This window comes from Pseudomonas sp. DC1.2 (genome assembly GCF_034351645.1).
GTDB lineage: Bacteria > Pseudomonadota > Gammaproteobacteria > Pseudomonadales > Pseudomonadaceae > Aquipseudomonas.
The window spans coordinates 4,315,581-4,334,022 of record NZ_CP133782.1; the positions used below are offsets into that span (position 1 = coordinate 4,315,581).

General features: G+C 59.2%; 17 protein-coding genes. 10 read left to right on the top strand and 7 right to left on the bottom strand.

The features are described 5' to 3' along the window. Positions 1-14: 14 nt before the first annotated feature. Positions 15-629 carry an NAD(P)-dependent oxidoreductase gene (locus RHM68_RS19455; RefSeq protein ID WP_322217982.1) on the bottom strand — a complete coding sequence of 205 codons (615 nt, stop codon included), beginning with the start codon at positions 627-629 and terminating at the stop codon, positions 15-17. An 85-nt stretch (positions 630-714) separates the two neighbouring features. Continuing rightward, positions 715-1,596: an MBL fold metallo-hydrolase gene (locus RHM68_RS19460; RefSeq protein ID WP_322217985.1), complete on the bottom strand. Its 882-nt coding sequence runs from the start codon at positions 1,594-1,596 to the stop codon at positions 715-717. Positions 1,597-1,710: 114 nt separating this feature from the next. On the opposite strand from RHM68_RS19460, the gene RHM68_RS19465 reads away from it, so the two are divergent. Beyond that, positions 1,711-2,616 (top strand): LysR family transcriptional regulator, encoded by a 906-nt coding sequence (locus RHM68_RS19465; protein WP_322217988.1) that lies wholly within the window; start codon positions 1,711-1,713, stop codon positions 2,614-2,616. A 195-nt stretch (positions 2,617-2,811) separates the two neighbouring features. Continuing rightward, a complete protein-coding gene (locus RHM68_RS19470) occupies positions 2,812-2,988 on the top strand; it encodes a hypothetical protein (protein WP_322217990.1) in 177 nt (58 codons plus the stop codon). 9 nt (positions 2,989-2,997) lie between these two features. Here the strand turns inward: RHM68_RS19470 and RHM68_RS19475 are convergent, their stop codons facing one another. Next, entirely contained in the window at positions 2,998-3,897 is a 900-nt protein-coding gene (locus tag RHM68_RS19475) for a helix-turn-helix domain-containing protein (RefSeq protein ID WP_322217992.1), read from the bottom strand. 178 nt (positions 3,898-4,075) lie between these two features. On the opposite strand from RHM68_RS19475, the gene pobA reads away from it, so the two are divergent. Continuing rightward, positions 4,076-5,269, top strand: a complete 1,194-nt coding sequence (pobA, locus tag RHM68_RS19480; protein WP_322217994.1) for a 4-hydroxybenzoate 3-monooxygenase — start codon at positions 4,076-4,078, stop codon at positions 5,267-5,269. 80 nt (positions 5,270-5,349) lie between these two features. After that, positions 5,350-6,867: an MDR family MFS transporter gene (locus RHM68_RS19485; RefSeq protein ID WP_322217997.1), complete on the top strand. Its 1,518-nt coding sequence runs from the start codon at positions 5,350-5,352 to the stop codon at positions 6,865-6,867. Between the two features lie 48 nt (positions 6,868-6,915). On the opposite strand, the gene RHM68_RS19490 is transcribed toward RHM68_RS19485, so the two are convergent. The 4 genes from RHM68_RS19490 to RHM68_RS19505 form a co-directional block, all read right to left on the bottom strand. Beyond that, on the bottom strand, positions 6,916-7,767 hold the full coding sequence (locus RHM68_RS19490) for a cache domain-containing protein (RefSeq protein ID WP_322218000.1): 852 nt from the start codon (positions 7,765-7,767) through the stop codon (positions 6,916-6,918). A gap of 140 nt (positions 7,768-7,907) precedes the next feature. Continuing rightward, on the bottom strand, positions 7,908-8,756 hold the full coding sequence (locus RHM68_RS19495) for an ATPase (protein WP_322218003.1): 849 nt from the start codon (positions 8,754-8,756) through the stop codon (positions 7,908-7,910). A 106-nt stretch (positions 8,757-8,862) separates the two neighbouring features. Then, positions 8,863-9,855 (bottom strand): NAD(P)-dependent oxidoreductase, encoded by a 993-nt coding sequence (locus RHM68_RS19500; protein ID WP_322218006.1) that lies wholly within the window; start codon positions 9,853-9,855, stop codon positions 8,863-8,865. A gap of 55 nt (positions 9,856-9,910) precedes the next feature. Beyond that, entirely contained in the window at positions 9,911-10,804 is an 894-nt protein-coding gene (locus RHM68_RS19505; protein WP_322218008.1) for a LysR family transcriptional regulator ArgP, read from the bottom strand. 96 nt (positions 10,805-10,900) lie between these two features. Between RHM68_RS19505 and RHM68_RS19510 the strand changes: the two genes are divergently transcribed. The 6 genes from RHM68_RS19510 to RHM68_RS19535 all read left to right on the top strand — a co-directional run bounded on the left by RHM68_RS19510 (position 10,901) and on the right by RHM68_RS19535 (position 18,440). Continuing rightward, positions 10,901-11,302 (top strand): ACT domain-containing protein, encoded by a 402-nt coding sequence (locus RHM68_RS19510; RefSeq protein WP_322218010.1) that lies wholly within the window; start codon positions 10,901-10,903, stop codon positions 11,300-11,302. 7 nt (positions 11,303-11,309) lie between these two features. Then, positions 11,310-11,912, top strand: a complete 603-nt coding sequence (locus tag RHM68_RS19515) for a LysE/ArgO family amino acid transporter (RefSeq protein WP_322218012.1) — start codon at positions 11,310-11,312, stop codon at positions 11,910-11,912. Between the two features lie 176 nt (positions 11,913-12,088). Further along, on the top strand, positions 12,089-12,685 hold the full coding sequence (locus tag RHM68_RS19520; RefSeq protein WP_322218014.1) for a superoxide dismutase: 597 nt from the start codon (positions 12,089-12,091) through the stop codon (positions 12,683-12,685). Between the two features lie 543 nt (positions 12,686-13,228). After that, positions 13,229-15,280, top strand: a complete 2,052-nt coding sequence (locus RHM68_RS19525; RefSeq protein WP_322218016.1) for a putative bifunctional diguanylate cyclase/phosphodiesterase — start codon at positions 13,229-13,231, stop codon at positions 15,278-15,280. 150 nt (positions 15,281-15,430) lie between these two features. Then, positions 15,431-16,768: an imelysin family protein gene (locus RHM68_RS19530; RefSeq protein ID WP_322218018.1), complete on the top strand. Its 1,338-nt coding sequence runs from the start codon at positions 15,431-15,433 to the stop codon at positions 16,766-16,768. A 244-nt stretch (positions 16,769-17,012) separates the two neighbouring features. Continuing rightward, positions 17,013-18,440: a di-heme oxidoredictase family protein gene (locus RHM68_RS19535; RefSeq protein WP_322218021.1), complete on the top strand. Its 1,428-nt coding sequence runs from the start codon at positions 17,013-17,015 to the stop codon at positions 18,438-18,440. Positions 18,441-18,442 lie beyond the last annotated feature (2 nt).

Below are 18,442 nucleotides of genomic sequence, written 5' to 3' on the forward strand. Positions count from 1 at the left end.
TTCAGCCGCGCTGTTCAGTAACCGACTGCAAATCGCTGACGCGAATGCTTTGGCGACTCCACTTCATCCAGCATCGCGATGGCAAAATCAGCGAAGGTGATCCAGCTTCGACCTTCTGCACTGACCAGCAAGTCGTCCTTGCCCACCCGAAACGTACCGGTGCGCTCACCGTCCACAAACTCTGCCGACGGCGAGAGGAAGGTCCAGTCGAGTTCCTTCTCCGAGCGCAGATCATCCAGGAACAAAGCGCCGGCACTGGCCTCGGCCTTGTAAGCCTGCGGAAAACCTTCGCTGTCGATGACGCGACCGCCGGTAGGCAACAATAGCGAACCGGCGCCACCCACCACCAGCAGGCGCTGGACCCCGGCCTTTTTCAACGGCTCGAGGACAGCACTGGCAGGCAGGGTCGAAAAGTGCGCAGCGCTGAGCACCACATCATGGCCCGCGACGGCTGCTTGCAGCGCCTCGGCATCAAGCGCGTCAACGTCTTTAGTAACGACACCGGCGCGCGGGCTGATTTTTGAGGTGTCCCGGGCAATAGCGGTGACGCTGTGACCACGACGCAAAGCTTCTTCCAACAATTGGCTACCGGCACGGCCGGTGGCACCGATGATTGCGATATTGCTCATGACGTTCTCCAGTGGCTCAGGTGTGACGCAAAGCGTCACGGGCGGCATTCCCACGCAGAGCGTGGGAATGATCGGGTACAGCGTATTACCACTTCATCTCGCCCTTGGCGACTTTGGCACTTAGCTCAAGCGAGCTTTCTTCGCCGAGCGTTGGGTAGCGTTTTTTCATCGCCGCAATCAGCGCAGCGGAGTCTTTTGCCTTAGCGGTTTCTTCGTCGAACGCCTTGATGTAACCGGCAGTGAATTGCACGGCAGCCAGGGAGCGTGTGCTCTCACCCAGGTAATGACCCGGCACGATGGATTTCGGTTTCAGGGTTTCGATGGCGTGCAACGTCGCCAGCCAGTCGGTATGGGATTGCGCAGTTTGGGTATCCGCCATCCACACATGGATATTTTCAGCGACCACTACGCCACCGACCACAGCCTTGATCGACGGAATCCAGACGAAGCTGCGATCCGGCTGCTTGCCGTCCAGGCCAATCACCTGCAACTTCTGCCCTTCAAGCATCAGGCTGTCGCCCTTGAGTACGCCGGGAACGATGGTTTTAGACGGCGCTTCAGCGCCCATTTTCGGTCCCCAGAACGCCAGTTTTCCGTCAACGGTTTGCTTGATGTGGTCAACGGTCGGCTGCGAGGCCAACACCTGGGCTTTCGGGAAAGCCGCGGTCAGCGTTTCAAGGCCAAAGTAGTAATCCGGGTCACCATGGCTGATGTAGATGGTGGTCAGTTGCTTGCCGCTGGCGCGGATTTTCTGCACCACTTGCTCAGCCTGGGATTTACCGAACTGCGCGTCCACCAGGATTGCCTCTTTCTCACCACTGACCAGCACTGAACTCACCGGGAAAATCGCTTTTTCACCGGGGTTATAGACGTCCAGGGTCAGGGTCGATGCCGCTGCGGCGTGGGCGGCGAAACCGAGGGTGGCGGTGGCCAGAAGAATGCGTTTGATTGAAGGGAAGCCGATCATCTGTTGCTCCGTGGTCTGAACGCCGTGTTTGGCGATGGGACAGAGCTTAGTTGCCTGACTCAGTACAAAAAATGCGATGCTGGGACATAGTTTGTTTCTAAAAGTGAGCAAATCATGGATCGTCTACAAGCAATGCGCGTGTTCATCACGGTGTTGGACCTCGGCAGCCAGTCGGCAGCGGCTGACCACCTGGACCTGTCGCGACCCGTGGTGTCGCGCTATCTGGCGGAGCTGGAAGACTGGGTCGGCGCACGCCTGATGCACCGCACCACTCGCAAGTTGAGCCTGACCGCTGCTGGCAGCGAGATTCTGCCGAGGTGCCGGCAGATGCTCGACCTGTCCACCGACATGCAGGCCGCTGTCAGCGAACCGGACGACGCACCGCGCGGGTTACTGCGGATCAGCGTCAGCACGTCGTTCGGCCAGGCGCAATTCGCGCAGGCGATGGCGGTGTATGTCAAACACTACCCCGGCGTCAGTATCGACCTGCAAATGCTCGACCGCACGGTGAACCTGGTGGACGAACGCATCGACCTGGCGATTCGTACCAGCAATGACCTGGACCCAAATCTCATCGCCCGGCGCCTGACGGTCTGCCGCTCGGTGATCTGCGCCTCACCTGCTTACCTGCGCGAGCACCCGACGCCGCTGCGCGTCGAAGACTTGAGCCAGCACAATTGCCTGACCCACTCCTACTTCGGCAAAAGCCTCTGGCATTTTGAGCAGGACGGCGAGCAGGTCTCAGTGCCCGTGCAGGGCAACATCAGCGCCAACGAAGCCAGCACCCTGTTGCGCACAGCGATTGCCGGCGCCGGGGTGGCCATGCTGCCGTCTTACCAGGCAGGCGTACACATTCACAGCGGCGAACTGATCCGTCTGCTCGCCCATGCAGAACCCCGGCAGATGAACATGTACGCGGTATACGCCTCACGCAAGCACATGCCGGCCACGATGCGCAGCATGCTGGATTTCCTGGTCCTCAGGTTCCCCGAAGAGCCGGCATGGGATGCAGGCTTATAACCACCAAAGCAGAGGCGAGGGCTTGCCCGCGAGGGCGATCTATCAGTCACCTGAATTGTCGCCAAGTAGCCTAAAAATGGCCATCAGCGCTCTGAATACTGCGCTACATGCAACACCTGGGGTGCTGGCAACTCACAGGGACTGACCTATGCTGAACAGTAAGTACCCAAGGGTATTCGTTCAGAGGTCAACGCCATGAACATCAAAACAAGAAGATACCTCGCCATTTTCATCACCTGCGCGGCCACGCTGGCACTGTATGGCACCGCCGCTTGGCGCGTGGAGCAGCTGCGACAACTGCCCCGTGAATACGCGAGCTGCAACTTTGAACACTGCTTGCCACACAGCGGGACATTCAGCGCACTGCGCTAACGCCGCGCGTCAGGCCCCGTTATTGTCCTGATCGACTTTCAAGCGATCACGGAATGCCTTGGGCGAAATCCCCACACGACGACGAAACAGCCGCGTGAAGTTTGTCGGATCGGAGAACCCCAACACGTCAGACATTTCATAGATCGTCATGCTGGTGTAGGTCAGCAGTCGTTTGGCTTCCAGCAATTGCCGTTCATGCATGATCTGCAACGCCGGCTGCCCCGCCAGCTCACGGCAGGTGCCGTTCAGGTGCGACACGGAAATCCCCAGCCGATGCGCCAGGTCTTCCACCTTCACATGCTGGCGATAGGTCTCTTCCACCAACTGAATAAAACCATTGAGGTATTCGCGCGCACGCTGCGGACGCTGGCTGGCGTTACGGCGCGAAATGACCTGGCGACTCACCCAGACCATGATCACGCTGACCAGCGAATGCATGAGCATTTCGCGCGCCGGTTGATGGCCGGTGTATTCGTTTTGCAGGGCTGAAAACAAGCTGTTGAGGTATTCGCTGTCCTTGCCCGCCGGATAACTTTCGGCCTGCGCCAGGGCATGCACGGTGTTGCCCAGTTGTGCTTGCAGGTGCTTCACCAGTGGCGCGGCGAGGGTCACCACGAAACCTTCGACGTCTTCGCAAAACCGATAACCATGCACCGAGAGCGGCGGCAGAATCAGGATGGCCGGCTCTGTCAGTTGCGTAGAGTGGCCCTCGATTTCAAGCGCGGCCTGGCCCTTGAAGACGAAAAGCAACTGGCAGAGGTCGGCGTGGCGGTGGGGTTTGATTTCCCATTGATGTTCGCGGCTGCGAGTGGAAATCGCTTCACAGTGCAGCAAGTCAGGGGTCGGCCAATCCAGGCTTTCACCGTAAAGCTTGAACACCGGTATCGAAGGCAGGGCGGGCTTGTTCATCACGTCAATCCAGGCCTCGGGGTCAGCGGGCGATAATCGCACCGATTGGCAGAATGTACAGGTATCGGCTCAGTTTTCACCTTCAATTGACCGACTCGCAAGAGAAAAATGCAAGCACTCGATCCATAAAAATTATTCACCGGCTCTGGCCCTGTGAAGCTTGCGAGTCATAAAAACAATGAGAACGCTAAAAACCCAAATTGCCATCATCGGTGCCGGTCCGTCCGGGTTGTTACTCGGTCAGCTGCTGCACAACGCCGGAATCGACACCGTTATCCTCGAACGCCAAACACCTGACTACGTCTTGGGCCGCATCCGCGCCGGCGTCCTTGAGCAAGGCATGGTGGAGCTGCTGCGCCAGGCTGGGGTCGGCCAGCGCATGGATGCCGAAGGACTGGTTCACGGGGGATTCGACCTGGCCCTGGACGGAGGTCAGGTCCACATTGATCTGCACGCGTTGACCGGCGGCAAAACCGTGATGATTTATGGCCAGACCGAAGTCACTCGCGACCTGATGGCCGCTCGTCAGGTCGCCGGAGCGCGGACACTGTACGAAGCCAGTCATGTCGTGCCTCATGGCATGAAGACCAACGAAACCTACGTCACGTTCGAAAAGGACGGCGAAACTTATCGCCTCGATTGCGACTACATTGCCGGGTGCGACGGTTTCCACGGCGTGGCGCGACAGTCGATTCCCGCCGAGTGCATTAAGGTCTTCGAGCGGGTCTACCCGTTTGGCTGGCTGGGAATTCTCGCCGACACCCCACCGGTACACGAAGAACTGGTCTACGCCCGCCACGAGCGCGGCTTTGCCCTGTGCAGCATGCGTTCGGCAACGCGCAGCCGGTATTACCTTCAAGTACCGGCCGATGAGAAAGTCGAAGACTGGTCCGATCAGCGCTTCTGGGATGAACTCAAAACTCGTTTGCCAAAGGCGCTGGCAGCCCAGTTGGTGACTGGGCCTTCCCTCGAAAAAAGCATCGCGCCGCTGCGCAGTTTTGTGGTCGAGCCGATGCAGTACGGGCGGATGTTCCTTGTCGGCGACGCCGCGCACATTGTTCCGCCCACCGGCGCCAAAGGCCTTAACCTGGCCGCCAGTGACGTCAGCACGCTGTTCAATATTCTGTTGAAGGTGTATCGCGAAGGCCGGGAGGAGTTACTCGAAAAATACTCCGAGATCTGTCTGCGCCGGGTGTGGAAAGCTGAACGATTTTCTTGGTGGATGACCTCGATGCTGCATCGCTTCGATGATCACGATGCGTTCAGCCAGCGCATCAGCGCCGCCGAGCTGGCGTATTTTGTCAGCTCCGAGGCCGGCAAAAAAACTATTGCAGAAAATTACGTCGGACTTCCATACGAGGCTATCGAATAGCGTCCTATCGACTTACACTGCGGGCATTCCCCGCCCGCCTTGCGTGTTGCGGGCGCCTCACTGCCCGCAGGGTTTCTCACGTGACCAACCTGAATCAGCCTGAAACACCCAAGCCGGCCATTCGCAGCGTACTGATCGCCTTGATGCTGGCGATCTTTCTCGGCGCACTGGACCAGACCATCGTCGCCGTGTCGATGCCGGCCATCTCTGCGCAGTTCAAGGACGTCAGCCTGCTGGCCTGGGTGATTTCCGGCTATATGGTGGCAATGACCGTAGCGGTGCCGATCTACGGCAAGCTCGGCGACTTGTACGGCCGGCGCAAGCTGATGCTGTTCGGCATGGGGTTGTTCACGCTGGCGTCGTTGTTCTGCGGCATGGCCCAGAGCATGGAGCAACTGGTACTGGCGCGGATCATTCAGGGCATCGGCGCCGGCGGGATGATTTCGGTCAGCCAGGCAATCATCGGTGACATCGTGCCGCCAAGGGAACGCGGTCGCTATCAGGGTTACTTCAGCAGCATGTACGCGGTCGCTAGTGTGGCGGGCCCGGTGCTGGGGGGTTACATGACCGAATACCTGTCCTGGCGCTGGGTGTTTTTAATCAACCTGCCACTGGGTCTGGGCGCATGGCTGGTGGCCAATCGCACGTTGGTAGGCCTGCCCGTGCCGCAGCGAAAACCGGTCATCGATTACCTCGGTACGCTGCTGATGATCATTGGTTTAACCGCATTGTTGCTCGGCATCACACAGGTGGGCCAAGGCCATTCATGGCGCAGTGCCGACGTGTTGGGGCTACTCGCGGGGGCAGTGCTGCTGCTGGCGATTTTTGTCTGGCATGAGCGACGCGCCCGCGAACCGTTGCTGCCAATGCACCTGTTCGCTAACCGCGATGCAATTTTTTGCTGGTGTACGATTTTCTTCACCAGTTTCCAAGCCATCTCACTGATCGTACTGATGCCATTGCGTTTCCAGAGTGTCACCGGTGCCGGAGCCGACAGCGCCGCGCTGCATCTGTTGCCGCTGGCCATAGGCTTGCCGATTGGCGCGTATTTCGCCGGACGCCGCACCTCAGTGACCGGGCGCTACAAGCCGATGATCCTGAGCGGTGCGCTGCTGATGCCGCTCTCGATCCTCGGCATGGCGTTCAGTGCGCCTCAAGCTGTATTACTCAGCAGTCTGTTCATGGTGCTCAGCGGAATCGCATCCGGCATGCAGTTCCCGACCTCATTGGTCGGCACACAAAACTCGGTCGAGCAGCGAGACATCGGCGTGGCCACCAGCACCACCAACTTGTTCCGCTCGCTGGGTGGTGCGGTCGGCGTTAGCGTGATGTCGGCGCTGTTATTGGCGTTGTTGCAGGATTCAAGCTTCGCCCACCTCGCGGGCTCAACGATGATCGCCGAGGGCAACTCGGGAAATGTGTTGCTCGACGGCTTGAACGCCACGGCGGGCGACGCGCAGGACGCTTTGCGCGCCGAACTGCTGCTGACATTTCGGCATTTGCTGCTGGTCAGTGCGGCGGTTTCGCTGTTGGGGCTGGCAGCGGCGATTGCAATGCCAAACAGGGTATTGCGCGGCCGTGAAGACAAGGCCCGGTAGGGAAAGGAGACGGGGAATCGGCCTTCACGAGCGAGCGATAACCGCGGCTCAAGGGCTGTAATACCCCACGGCCACCAGAAAATGCCCGACCTTCTTCAAGTACGCATGTTTGTCTTCAATTTTGCCGGTCACCGGGTTTTTCCAGCGATAGTCGTAGTCGCCGTGGTCCTGCTTGGCGATCAACGCCAGAATCGGCTCACCCACCGGCTTGCCTTCCGGGTCCTTGACCTTGCCGAAGTCGGTATTGATCAACCGTAAGTTAGTGCCGTGAGCGACGTAGCGCTGGTTATTCAGGTCCACGACGAACACGTACAGATCATCCTGCAAGTAACCGCCCTTTAGAGCATTGACAGCGTTGAGCGTGCCCTTCTCGTCCTTTGCCAAATCGGCCGCGGCCTTGTTGAGCAGGGCCATCGCCTGCTCCGCCGACGCCCGAGGCAGGTAGTAGCCGACCGCCAGAATCCGTTGACCGATGCGCTGGTAGAACACATGTTTACGTTCGACCTTGCCGTCGGCCCAGTTCTGCCAGCGGTATTCAGCCTGCTGAATACCGCTGGCCTCAGGCACCTTCAAGGCGTCCTCGAAGGTTTTCTGCAAGTCCGGCCCGAGTACCTCGGACACATCACGGCCAATCAACGCTGAAGGAGGCCCACCGCTCGCGAGCATCACGCCGTGGGTATCGACCACGAACACGTAGCGGTCCTTGTCGACGAACTCACCTTGACGACTGAAGGCCGCAAAGGCTTTGTCACCGTTGTCGTGATAGTAGGCCAGGGCTTTTTCCAGCAGGGCTTTGGCGGCAATGCCGTCATCCTTCTGCGCTGTGGTGGCCCCCTGAACCTGCCCCAGACTCAGCAACAGCGTAGCGCCGAGCAAGGCTATCTTGTGTACAAACCCCATTGCGCATTCCTCGTTCTTATTAGTGTTTCAAGAGCGTAGACGGCTTGGGGATATGTACGAATATTCAGCAAATCACAGTGTGTCAGCGCTCAGACGGGCTGTTGTGACGAGGGCCCTGAGCCCTCGTCACAGGGGCAGGGTTATTGCGCGCGGGTGTTGAGCTGCTGCTGCAAGTTCTGAATCTGCGCCTGAAGGGTATTGATGGTGCGGGTGGTTTGCCCTCGGAAAGCGTCGAACTCGGCGGTATTGGTGGCGCCCTGAGCGGCGACCGAGCGGTTGTCCTGTTCGCTTTTGAGTACAACTATTTCCTGCTCCAGACGCTCAAGGGCCGCGCTCGGGTTACCTTGTTTCTTCAGTGCGGCAATGTCGGCGCTAAGGCTTTTCAACTCAGCATCCACTTTGCTGCTGTCGGCCGGGGCGCTTTTCAGCGCGGACAGTTCAGCGCTCAAGGCTTTGACTTGGGCTTGCAACTGGGTATTGGCCGTCTGCTGCTCAGCGGTCTGAGCCGTCATTTGCGCCAGACGTTTGTCCAGATCGGTGGTCTGGCCGACCACACCTTGTTGCTGTTTGCTCTGATCCTGAAGCTTGCTTTCCAATTGCTGAATTTGCAGCTTCAAGGCTTCACTGTCGCTGTTGACGTTGGATTGACTGGCCACGACCTTGCCGGAAATATCCTGCAAGCGGCCCGCCGCTTCCTCGCTGATCCGCGCAAAACTTTCCTGGGTCGCCACCAGTTGCTGCTCCATCAGCGAAATCTGCTGGAAGCTCCACCAGGCCAGGCCTGCGAAGGCGAAAAACAATGCACCGACCAATGCCCACAACGGGCCGGTGCTCGGGCCTTTGACCTTGGCCGCCGGAACGGCCCGCGGGTGACCGCCGGTACGTTCACGGACAACGGGAAGGGGGGCGAATTCATCGTGATCGAGGCTGTCAGCACGCAGGCTCGGGACATCGTCGAAGTCGTCGTTGGCATCGTTACGCATGGACATTGAGTCAACCTATGTGGAACGCAGTAATGGCTGGATGCGGCGCAGTATAAACCCCACTGCCGCATCGATTGACCCTGAACCGGAAACTCGGTTCAGCGCGGATGTTTCAACGAATGTCCTGAGCCTTCCACCAGCCGCAGAATTCATCCAGGGCCGCCCAGAGACTGACCTTCGGATCGTAGTCCAGATAATGCCGGGCCCGACTGATGTCCAAGGTGAAATTTTTGTTCATTACCTGCATGCCCAACCGCGACAAAGTCGGCTCCGGGCGCCCAGGCCAGAGCTTGCAGGCGCCCTCGTTGAGCGCCGCCACGCTGTAGGCCAAACCGTAGGATCGGTAGCGCGTGACTTGTGGGACTTCCATCTTGCGCATGACGTAATTGACCACATCCCACAGCGGCACCGGCGCGCCGTTACTGATGTTGTAGGCTTTGCCCAACGCAGAGCCGCTGGTCAGCAAGCTGCTGAGCAAGGCTTCGTTAAGGTTTTGCATGCTGGTGAAATCGACTGTATTCAAGCCATTACCGACGATGGCCAGGCGTCCCTTGCGTTGCATCTTCAGCAGTCGCGGGAAGATGCTCATATCGCCGGCACCGGTCACAAAACGCGGGCGCAGGGCGATGGTTTCGAGACCGAATTCCTGCGCACCAAAGACTTTTTGCTCGGCCAGGTATTTGGTGGCGGCGTAAGGGTGTTTAAAGCGCTTGGGCACCTGTTCCTCGGTCAACCCCAGATGATCGCGGCCATCGAAATAGATCGATGGCGACGACAAGTGAACCAGCCGCCGGACCCGTTGCTTAAGGCACGCCTCGACCACGTTTTCAGTCACTTGGACATTGCCCTGATGAAAATCCTGATAGCGCCCCCACAAGCCGACGGCGCCAGCGCAATGCACTACGGCGTCGACGTCCAAGCACAGATCGCGCGCCAATTGCGGGTCGCTCAAGTCACCCTGAATGAATTCGGCGCCACGGCGCACCAAATGCTCGACGCCTTCGGCCCGGCGCCCGTTGACCCGCACGTCCAGGCCCTGCTCCAGGGCGAAACGCGCAAAGCGTCCACCAATGAAGCCGCTCGCGCCGGTGACCAGAATTTTCATGTAGAGCTCCGATGTCTTTTCGTTTTGCCTAATGCGTAAGTCTTGACGCTACCCGTCAGTCCAACGGCACCAGCCATTGCTTCGACGCGCGCACCAATTGGTCCGTGAGTGAACCCAGCAGTTGACCGCCATTGCGCCAATGATGCCAGTACAGCGGAACATCGATGGGCTTATCTGGCAAAAGCTCCACCAAAACTCCGCGCACCAGTTGCTCGCGTACCTGGAGTTCCGGCACCAAGCCCCATCCCAGCCCCGCTTCCGTGAGACGGATAAAGCCTTCGGACGAAGGGCATAAATGGTGTTCGAAACCGCCCTCCACGCCTAAGGATGCCAGGTAGCGATGCTGTAAGAAGTCGTCCGGGCCAAACACCAGCGCTGGGGTTCGCGACAACAATCCGGCCTGTACACCCGCGGGAAAGTGTCGGGCAATGAACGCTGGACTGGCCAACGCACGGTAACGCATGGCGCCCAACAGAACACTGCGGGCCCCTGCCACTGGCCGCTCGCTCGCACACACGCACGCCGCTACTTCACCCGCGCGCATGCGCTTGAGGCCCACGGTCTGGTCTTCGACGATCAGGTCCAGCAGCACGTGTTGCTCGGCACAAAACTCGCCCACCGCTCCGGCCCACCAGGTGGCGAGGCTGTCGGCATTGAGAGCGATGCGCAGACGCTCCGGCAGCCCTTCTTCATCCAGCGCCGGCACCAGCGTCTGTAAATCCCGCTCCAGCAGACGCACCTGCTGTACATGGTTAAGCAAGCGCCGCCCAATATCGGTCGGCGCTGGGGGGGTGACCCGCACTAACACCGGTTGGCCGACCCGTGCTTCGAGCAGTTTGATCCGTTGGGAAATGGCCGATTGCGACAAACCCAGGACCTGCGCGGCGCGTTCAAAACCCGCCTGTTCGACCACGGCCGCCAAGGCAGAAAGCAATTTATAGTCGAACATCAGTTTTCCTAATGAGCGATCAGCAATATTGGTTTTTCTTATACAGCCTCCCAACGGAGAATGGCCAGCAAGAACTCTTGAATCAGGAACACTGACATGGCTGGCGAAACTTCATTGGCAACCTTGCTGCGCAGCATGAGCCCGCAACTCAACGACGGCGAATACGTGTTCTGTACTGTGCGCGACGGGCAATTACCGGCAGGGTTGGAACTGGTCGGCAGCTTCCGCGAGCAGGAGGGCCTGACGGTCATTCTCCAACGTAGCCACGCACAAAAGGCCGGCTTGAGCTTCGACTACGTCGCCGCGTGGATCACCTTGAACGTGCATTCAGCCCTGGAAGCCGTCGGCCTGACTGCCGCGTTCGCCACGGCACTGGGTAAAGCCGGCATTAGCTGCAACGTGATTGCCGGTTACTACCACGACCACTTATTCGTCGGACAAGCCGACGCTGAACGCGCCATGCAGGTACTGCGGGAGCTCGCAGCCAACGCGGAGTAAACATCGTATGTGGCAAAGTTATGTGAACGGTCTGCTGGTGGCCGCCGGGCTGATCATGGCAATCGGCACTCAAAATGCATTTGTTCTGGCCCAGAGCCTGCGCCGCGAACATCACCTGCCGGTAGCCGCCCTGTGCGTGGTTTGCGACGCGTTGCTGGTGGCCGCTGGCGTGTTCGGCCTGGCAACGGTGCTGGCACAAAACCCGACCTTGCTCGCGGTTGCCCGTTGGGGGGGCGCAGTGTTTCTGATCACGTATGGCAGCCAGGCGTTACGGCGGGCCTATTCAAAACAGAGCCTGCAGCAGGGCGAAAACCAGACCGTGCGCTCGCTGCGGGCGGTCATGCTCAGTGCGTTGGCGGTAACGCTGCTCAACCCGCACGTTTACCTGGATACCGTTTTGCTGATTGGCTCCCTCGGCGCGCAGCAATCGGTGCCCGGCGCTTATGTGGTGGGCGCGGCGAGTGCCTCGCTGCTCTGGTTTTTCACCTTGGCGCTGGGCGCGGCGTGGCTGGCGCCGTGGCTCGCGCGACCAAGTACGTGGCGAATCCTCGACCTGCTGGTGGCCATCATGATGTTCACCGTCGCCATTCAATTAATCACCAGCGGCTGATTTATTCCAAAAGGCTCTGGAACCTCTATCCCACACAGTTGTTGCGTGGTTATGCCGCACCCCCGGTGCTATGATCCGACCCCTGCGCCGCAAAGAGTACAAACTCCCCGGCGCTTGTCTGGCCGCCCGTGATCGGCCTTGCGCTCACCGCAACTGACCTGATTAGGAGAATCATCATGGCTTTCGAATTGCCGCCGCTGCCTTACGCACACGATGCCCTGCAGCCGCACATTTCCAAGGAAACCCTGGAGTTCCACCACGACAAGCATCACAACACCTATGTCGTGAACCTGAATAACCTGGTGCCAGGCACCGAGTTCGAAGGCAAAACCCTGGAAGAAATCGTTAAATCTTCTTCGGGCGGTATCTTCAACAACGCCGCTCAGGTCTGGAACCACACCTTTTACTGGAACTGCCTGGCGCCAAACGCCGGTGGTCAACCTACCGGCGCGCTGGCTGAAGCCATCAACGCAGCCTTCGGTTCGTTCGACAAGTTCAAGGAAGAGTTCAGCAAAACCTCCATCGGCACCTTCGGTTCCGGTTGGGGCTGGCTGGTGAAAAAGGCTGACGGTTCCCTGGCACTGGCCAGCACCATCGGCGCCGGCAACCCGCTGACCAACGGCGATACCCCGCTGCTGACCTGCGACGTTTGGGAACACGCTTACTACATCGACTACCGTAACGTTCGTCCGAAGTATGTCGAAGCGTTCTGGAACCTGGTCAACTGGACATTCGTGGCTGAGCAGTTCGAAGGCAAAACCTTCACCGCTTAAGATCGACGCCAGTCAAAAAACCCGGCTCAGGCCGGGTTTTTTTGGTTTTGAAAACGTCTGGCCCGGTCACTGAATGGGCAGCCACAGCCAAAGGTTTTTAATCCGGCAGGCGGCGCACAATCTGACAAAGGCGTGAGAAAGCGCCAGGAATCTGCCACACAAATAAACAACCCCTTGCAAGCGTGTTCGCGATAGCGGCAGATCAGTTGAAATGAGGGTGAATGTGCCGCCGTCATGGCAAAAAACCGCTGCCATCGGGCGAATCGCGTTTTCCTACACTAAAAGCCTCCCCCAACCCCTTGCCCCGACGCTACAGCTGACTAACATCAACCTGGACCCAGCGGAAAAAATATCCCGCCACGCTCAAGTTGAAGGGGTTGAGAACCGACACAGTACCCGTAGCGCAAATACTCAAAAAAAGAGCATATCGGCCATGCGCACAGGTAAATCCCCCTGTAATTGATTGTCCCTTTGACTGCCACCACGGGATTGCCAATACTCATGGCAACTTGACGCTACCCGCACGGAACAAGGAATAGCCCTTTGAAGCTGGAACTCAAGAACAGCTTGTCGGTGAAGTTGCTTCGGGTCGTGCTCCTGTCGGCATTGATCGTCGGCGTGGTCTTGAGCTGCGCTCAGATCGTTTTCGATGCCTATAAAACACGCCAGGCCGTTGCAAACGATGCCCAGCGCATCCTCGACATGTTCCGCGACCCCTCGACCCAGGCCGTTTACAGCCTGGACCGGGAGATGGGCATGCAGGTAATAGAAGGCCTGTTCCAGGACGACGCCGTGCGCCAGGCCTCCATTGGCCATCCGGATGAGGCCATGCTCGCGCAAAAAACCCGCGACTTGCAGCGCTCTAACAGCCGGTGGCTGACCGACCTGATTCTTGGGCAAGAACGCACGTTCACCACCCAACTGGTGGGACGCGGTCCCTACAGTGAGTATTACGGCGACCTGAGTATCACCCTCGACACCGCCAACTACGGCCAGAGCTTCATCGTCAGCTCGGTGATCATTTTTATCTCCGGGGTATTGCGGGCGCTGGCCATGGGGCTGGTGCTGTACCTGGTCTATCACTGGCTGTTGACCAAACCCCTATCGCGGATCATCGAGCACCTCACCGAGATCAATCCCGACCGTCCCAGCGAGCACAAGATCCCGCAGATCAAGGGCCACGAAAAAAACGAACTGGGTATTTGGATCAATACCGCCAACCAGTTGCTTGAATCCATCGAACGCAACACCCATCTGCGCCACGAAGCGGAAAACAGCCTGCTGCGCATGGCCCAGTACGATTTCCTCACCGGCCTGCCCAACCGCCAGCAATTACAACAGCAACTGGACAAGATTCTGGTGGATGCCGGCAAACTGCAACGTCGCGTCGCCGTGCTGGTGGTAGGACTGGACGACTTCAAGGGTATCAACGAGCAGTTCAGCTATCAGGCCGGCGACCAGTTGCTGCTGGCGCTGGCTGATCGATTGCGCGCCCACAGCGGCCGTCTCGGTGCTCTGGCCCGTCTGGGTGGCGATCAGTTTGCCTTGGTCCAGGCCGATATCGAACAACCCTACGAGGCCGCCGAACTGGCCCAAAGCATTCTTGATGACCTGGAGGAGGCGTTTGCCCTCGATCATCAGGAAATTCGCCTGCGCGCCACCATCGGCATCACCCTGTTCCCCGAGGACGGTGACAGCACCGAGAAGCTGCTGCAAAAAGCCGAGCAGACCATGACCCTGGCCAAGACCCGTTCGCGCAATCGCTATCAGTTCTATATCGCCAGTGTCGACAGCGAAATGCGCCGGCGCCGGGAGCTGGAGAAAGACTTGCGCGAGGCCTTGGCCCGCAATCAGTTTTACCTGGTCTACCAACCGCAGATCAGCTACCGCGACCATCGAGTGGTGGGCGTCGAGGCGTTGATTCGCTGGCAGCACCCTGAGCATGGCCTGGTGCCGCCTGACCTGTTCATTCCCCTGGCCGAGCAGAACGGCACCATCATCGCCATCGGCGAATGGGTGCTGGACCAAGCGTGCAAGCAGCTGCGCGAATGGCATGATCAGGGCTTTGCCGACCTGCGCATGGCGGTGAACCTGTCCACCGTGCAACTGCACCACGCCGAACTGCCGCGTGTGGTTAATAACCTGTTACAGATTTACCGCTTGCCGCCACGTAGCCTGGAGCTGGAAGTTACCGAAACCGGCCTGATGGAAGATATCAGCACCGCCGCCCAGCACTTGCTGAGCCTGCGCCGCTCAGGCGCCTTGATCGCCATCGATGACTTCGGCACCGGCTACTCGTCACTGAGCTACCTAAAAAGCCTGCCACTGGACAAGATCAAAATCGACAAGAGCTTCGTCCAGGACCTGCTCGATGACGACGACGACGCCACCATCGTTCGGGCCATCATTCAACTGGGCAAGAGCCTGGGCATGCAGGTGATTGCCGAAGGCGTCGAAACCGCCGAGCAAGAGGCCTACATCATCTCCGAAGGTTGCCACGAAGGTCAGGGCTATCACTACAGCAAGCCGTTGCCGGCGCGGGAGTTGAGCGCTTACCTCAAGCAGGCTCAGCGCACTAACGCCGTCATCTTGTAACTATTTTTTAATCGGCAGAACCACATCCCGGTGAATCGGGAATATTTTCCAGGCTCAAGCCTTTACAGATAATGCGAAAGATTTGCATTATGTCGCAGTTTTGCGCACCCCCGCGCCTGTCCACCCATTTACCGAAGCAGGATGTTCGCCATGATTCGTATGCCTCTGGCCACCGCCAGTCTGCTGGCTATCGCCATTTCCCTCGCCGGTTGCGGTGAAGGCAAAGACAAGGCTGCCGCGCCGACCCCGGCCGCCAGCACTGCTACCCCGGCAGCTACGCCCGCCAAGGCCGGTAACGTTGACGAAGCCACCGCCAAAGCAGTCGTTGCGCATTACACCGACGTGGTCTTCGCCGTTTTCAGCGATGCCGAATCCACCGCGAAAACCCTGCAAACCGCCGTTGATACCTTCCTCGCTAATCCGAACGCCAACACCCTGAAGGCCGCTCGCGAAGCCTGGATCGCTGCTCGCGTGCCGTACTTGCAGAGCGAAGTGTTCCGCTTCGGCAACACCATCATTGATGACTGGGAAGGTCAGGTGAACGCCTGGCCGCTGGACGAAGGCCTGATCGACTATGTCGACAAATCCTACGAGCACGCGCTGGGCAACCCCGGCGCCAACGCCAACATCATCGCCAACACTCAAATCCAGGTCGGCGAAGACAAGGTCGATGTGAAAGACATCACCCCGGAAAAACTCGCCAGCCTGAATGAATTGGGCGGTTCGGAAGCCAACGTCGCTACGGGCTACCACGCCATCGAATTCCTGCTTTGGGGCCAAGACCTCAATGGCACGGGCCCAGGGGCTGGCAACCGTCCTGCGTCCGACTACCTCGAAGGCGCCGGCGCTACAGGCGGCCACAATGACCGTCGTCGTGCTTACCTGAAGGCCGTGACCCAACTGCTGGTCAGCGACCTGGAAGAAATGGTCGGTAACTGGAAGCCTAACGTGGCCGACAACTACCGCGCCACCCTGGAAGCCGAACCGGCTGAAACCGGCCTGCGCAAAATGCTGTTCGGCATGGGCAGCTTGTCCCTCGGCGAACTGGCGGGCGAACGCATGAAGGTGTCCCTGGAAGCAAACTCGCCGGAAGACGAACAAGATTGCTTCAGCGACAACACCCACAACTCGCACTTCTACGATGCCAAAGGCATTCGTAACGTGTACCTGGGCGAATACACCCGCGTCGACGGCACCAAAATGACCGGCGCCAGCCTGTCGTCCCTGGTCGCCAAGGCCGACCCGGCAGCCGACGCGGCGCTAAAAGCCGACCTGGCCACCACAGAAGCCAAGATTCAGGTCATGGTCGATCACGCCAACAAGGGCGAGCATTACGACCAACTGATCGCCTCCGGCAACACCGCCGGCAACAAGATTGTGCGCGACGCCATCGCCGCGCTGGTTAAACAGACCGGTTCGATCGAACAGGCTGCCGGCAAACTCGGTATCAGCGACCTGAACCCGGACAACGCTGATCACGAGTTCTGATCAACGCTGGCTGAACAGAAGGCGGCCCTCGGGTCGCCTTTTTCATTCCTGCCTACCACAAAGGCTCGCACTCACCTCATTGGATTGCGCGAAACGTGTGAATGCGTGACTTGCCCGCGATAGCAACGCCTTGGTCGCTTTCCAAGCCTCGCGCCACATCAACCAAACGATAATTCCTCTTATTCAAACTCTCCTGCCCTGTTAGACTTTGCGCCTTTGTTTTGCACGCTTTTCAGGAAGTCTGATGCCGTCGTTGCTCCTTCGCTTGTCCACCTTGTTCATGGCTCTGAGCCTGAGTGCCTGCGATGACGCCCCGCGTTTTACCAAGGCCGAACCTGGTGAAGCGCGGTCCGGCGGCAGCGCGACGGTGCGCAAGACCGATCAGAATGCGTTTTCGTTGCCGTCCGCCAACCTGTCGCCCACCCGGCGGCTGGATTTCAGTGTCGGCAACAGTTTCTTCCGCAACCCTTGGGTGATCGCCCCGTCGACCACCACCGCCCGGGACGGCCTCGGGCCCCTGTTCAACACCAACGCCTGCCAAAACTGCCACATCAAGGACGGCCGGGGTCATCCACCGGCACCCGGCGCCGACAACTCGGTGTCGATGCTGGTAAGGCTGTCGATCCCGGATACGCCGGCCTACGCCAAGGTGATCGAGCAAATGGGCGTGGTCCCGGAGCCGATCTACGGTGGGCAGCTGCAAGACATGTCAATCCCAGGCGTCGTGCCGGAAGGCAAGGTGCGGGTCGACTACACGCCGCAAAAGGTTCGCTTCAAGGACGGCACCGAAGTCGAGCTGCGCAAGCCGGCGTTGCAGATTACGCAACTGGGTTATGGGCCAATGCACCCACAGACCCGTTTCTCGGCACGGGTCGCGCCGCCCATGATTGGCCTGGGCTTGCTCGAAGCGATTCCTGAAGACGCGATCCTGGCCAATGCAACAGCGCAAGCCGCCGCCAACAAAGGCATCGCTGGCCGCCCGAATAAGGTCTGGGACGACGCCCAGCACAAGACCGTCCTCGGCCGTTTTGGCTGGAAGGCCGGGCAACCGAACCTCAACCAACAGAATGTGCATGCGTTTTCAGGAGACATGGGCCTGACCACACGCCTGCGCGGGGTTGATGACTGCACCGACTCGCAAACCGCCTGCAAACAAGCGCCCAACGGCAACGGGCCCGAGGGCGAGCCGGAAGTCAGCGAGAACATTTTGCGCCTGGTGCTGTTCTATAGCCGTAACCTTGCCGTCCCGGCCCGCCGCGACGTCAGCGCCCCAGAAGTGCTGGCCGGCAAGAACCTGTTTTACCAAGCGGGCTGCCAGTCCTGTCACACCCCCCAATACACCACCGCCGCCAATGCCGCCGAACCTGAGCTGGCCAATCAAGTGATTCGCCCCTACAGCGACCTACTGCTGCATGACATGGGCGACGGTCTGGCCGATAACCGCACCGAATTCCAGGCCAGTGGCCGCGACTGGCGCACCCCGCCGTTGTGGGGCATCGGCCTGACGCAAGCGGTCAGCGGCCATACGCAGTTGTTGCATGACGGCCGCGCCCGCAACCTGCTCGAAGCCGTGCTCTGGCATGGCGGCGAGGCCTCGGCGGCGCAACAACAGGTTTTGTCTTTCAACAGCGAGCAGCGCACTGCGTTACTGGCGTTTTTGAACTCTCTTTAAAC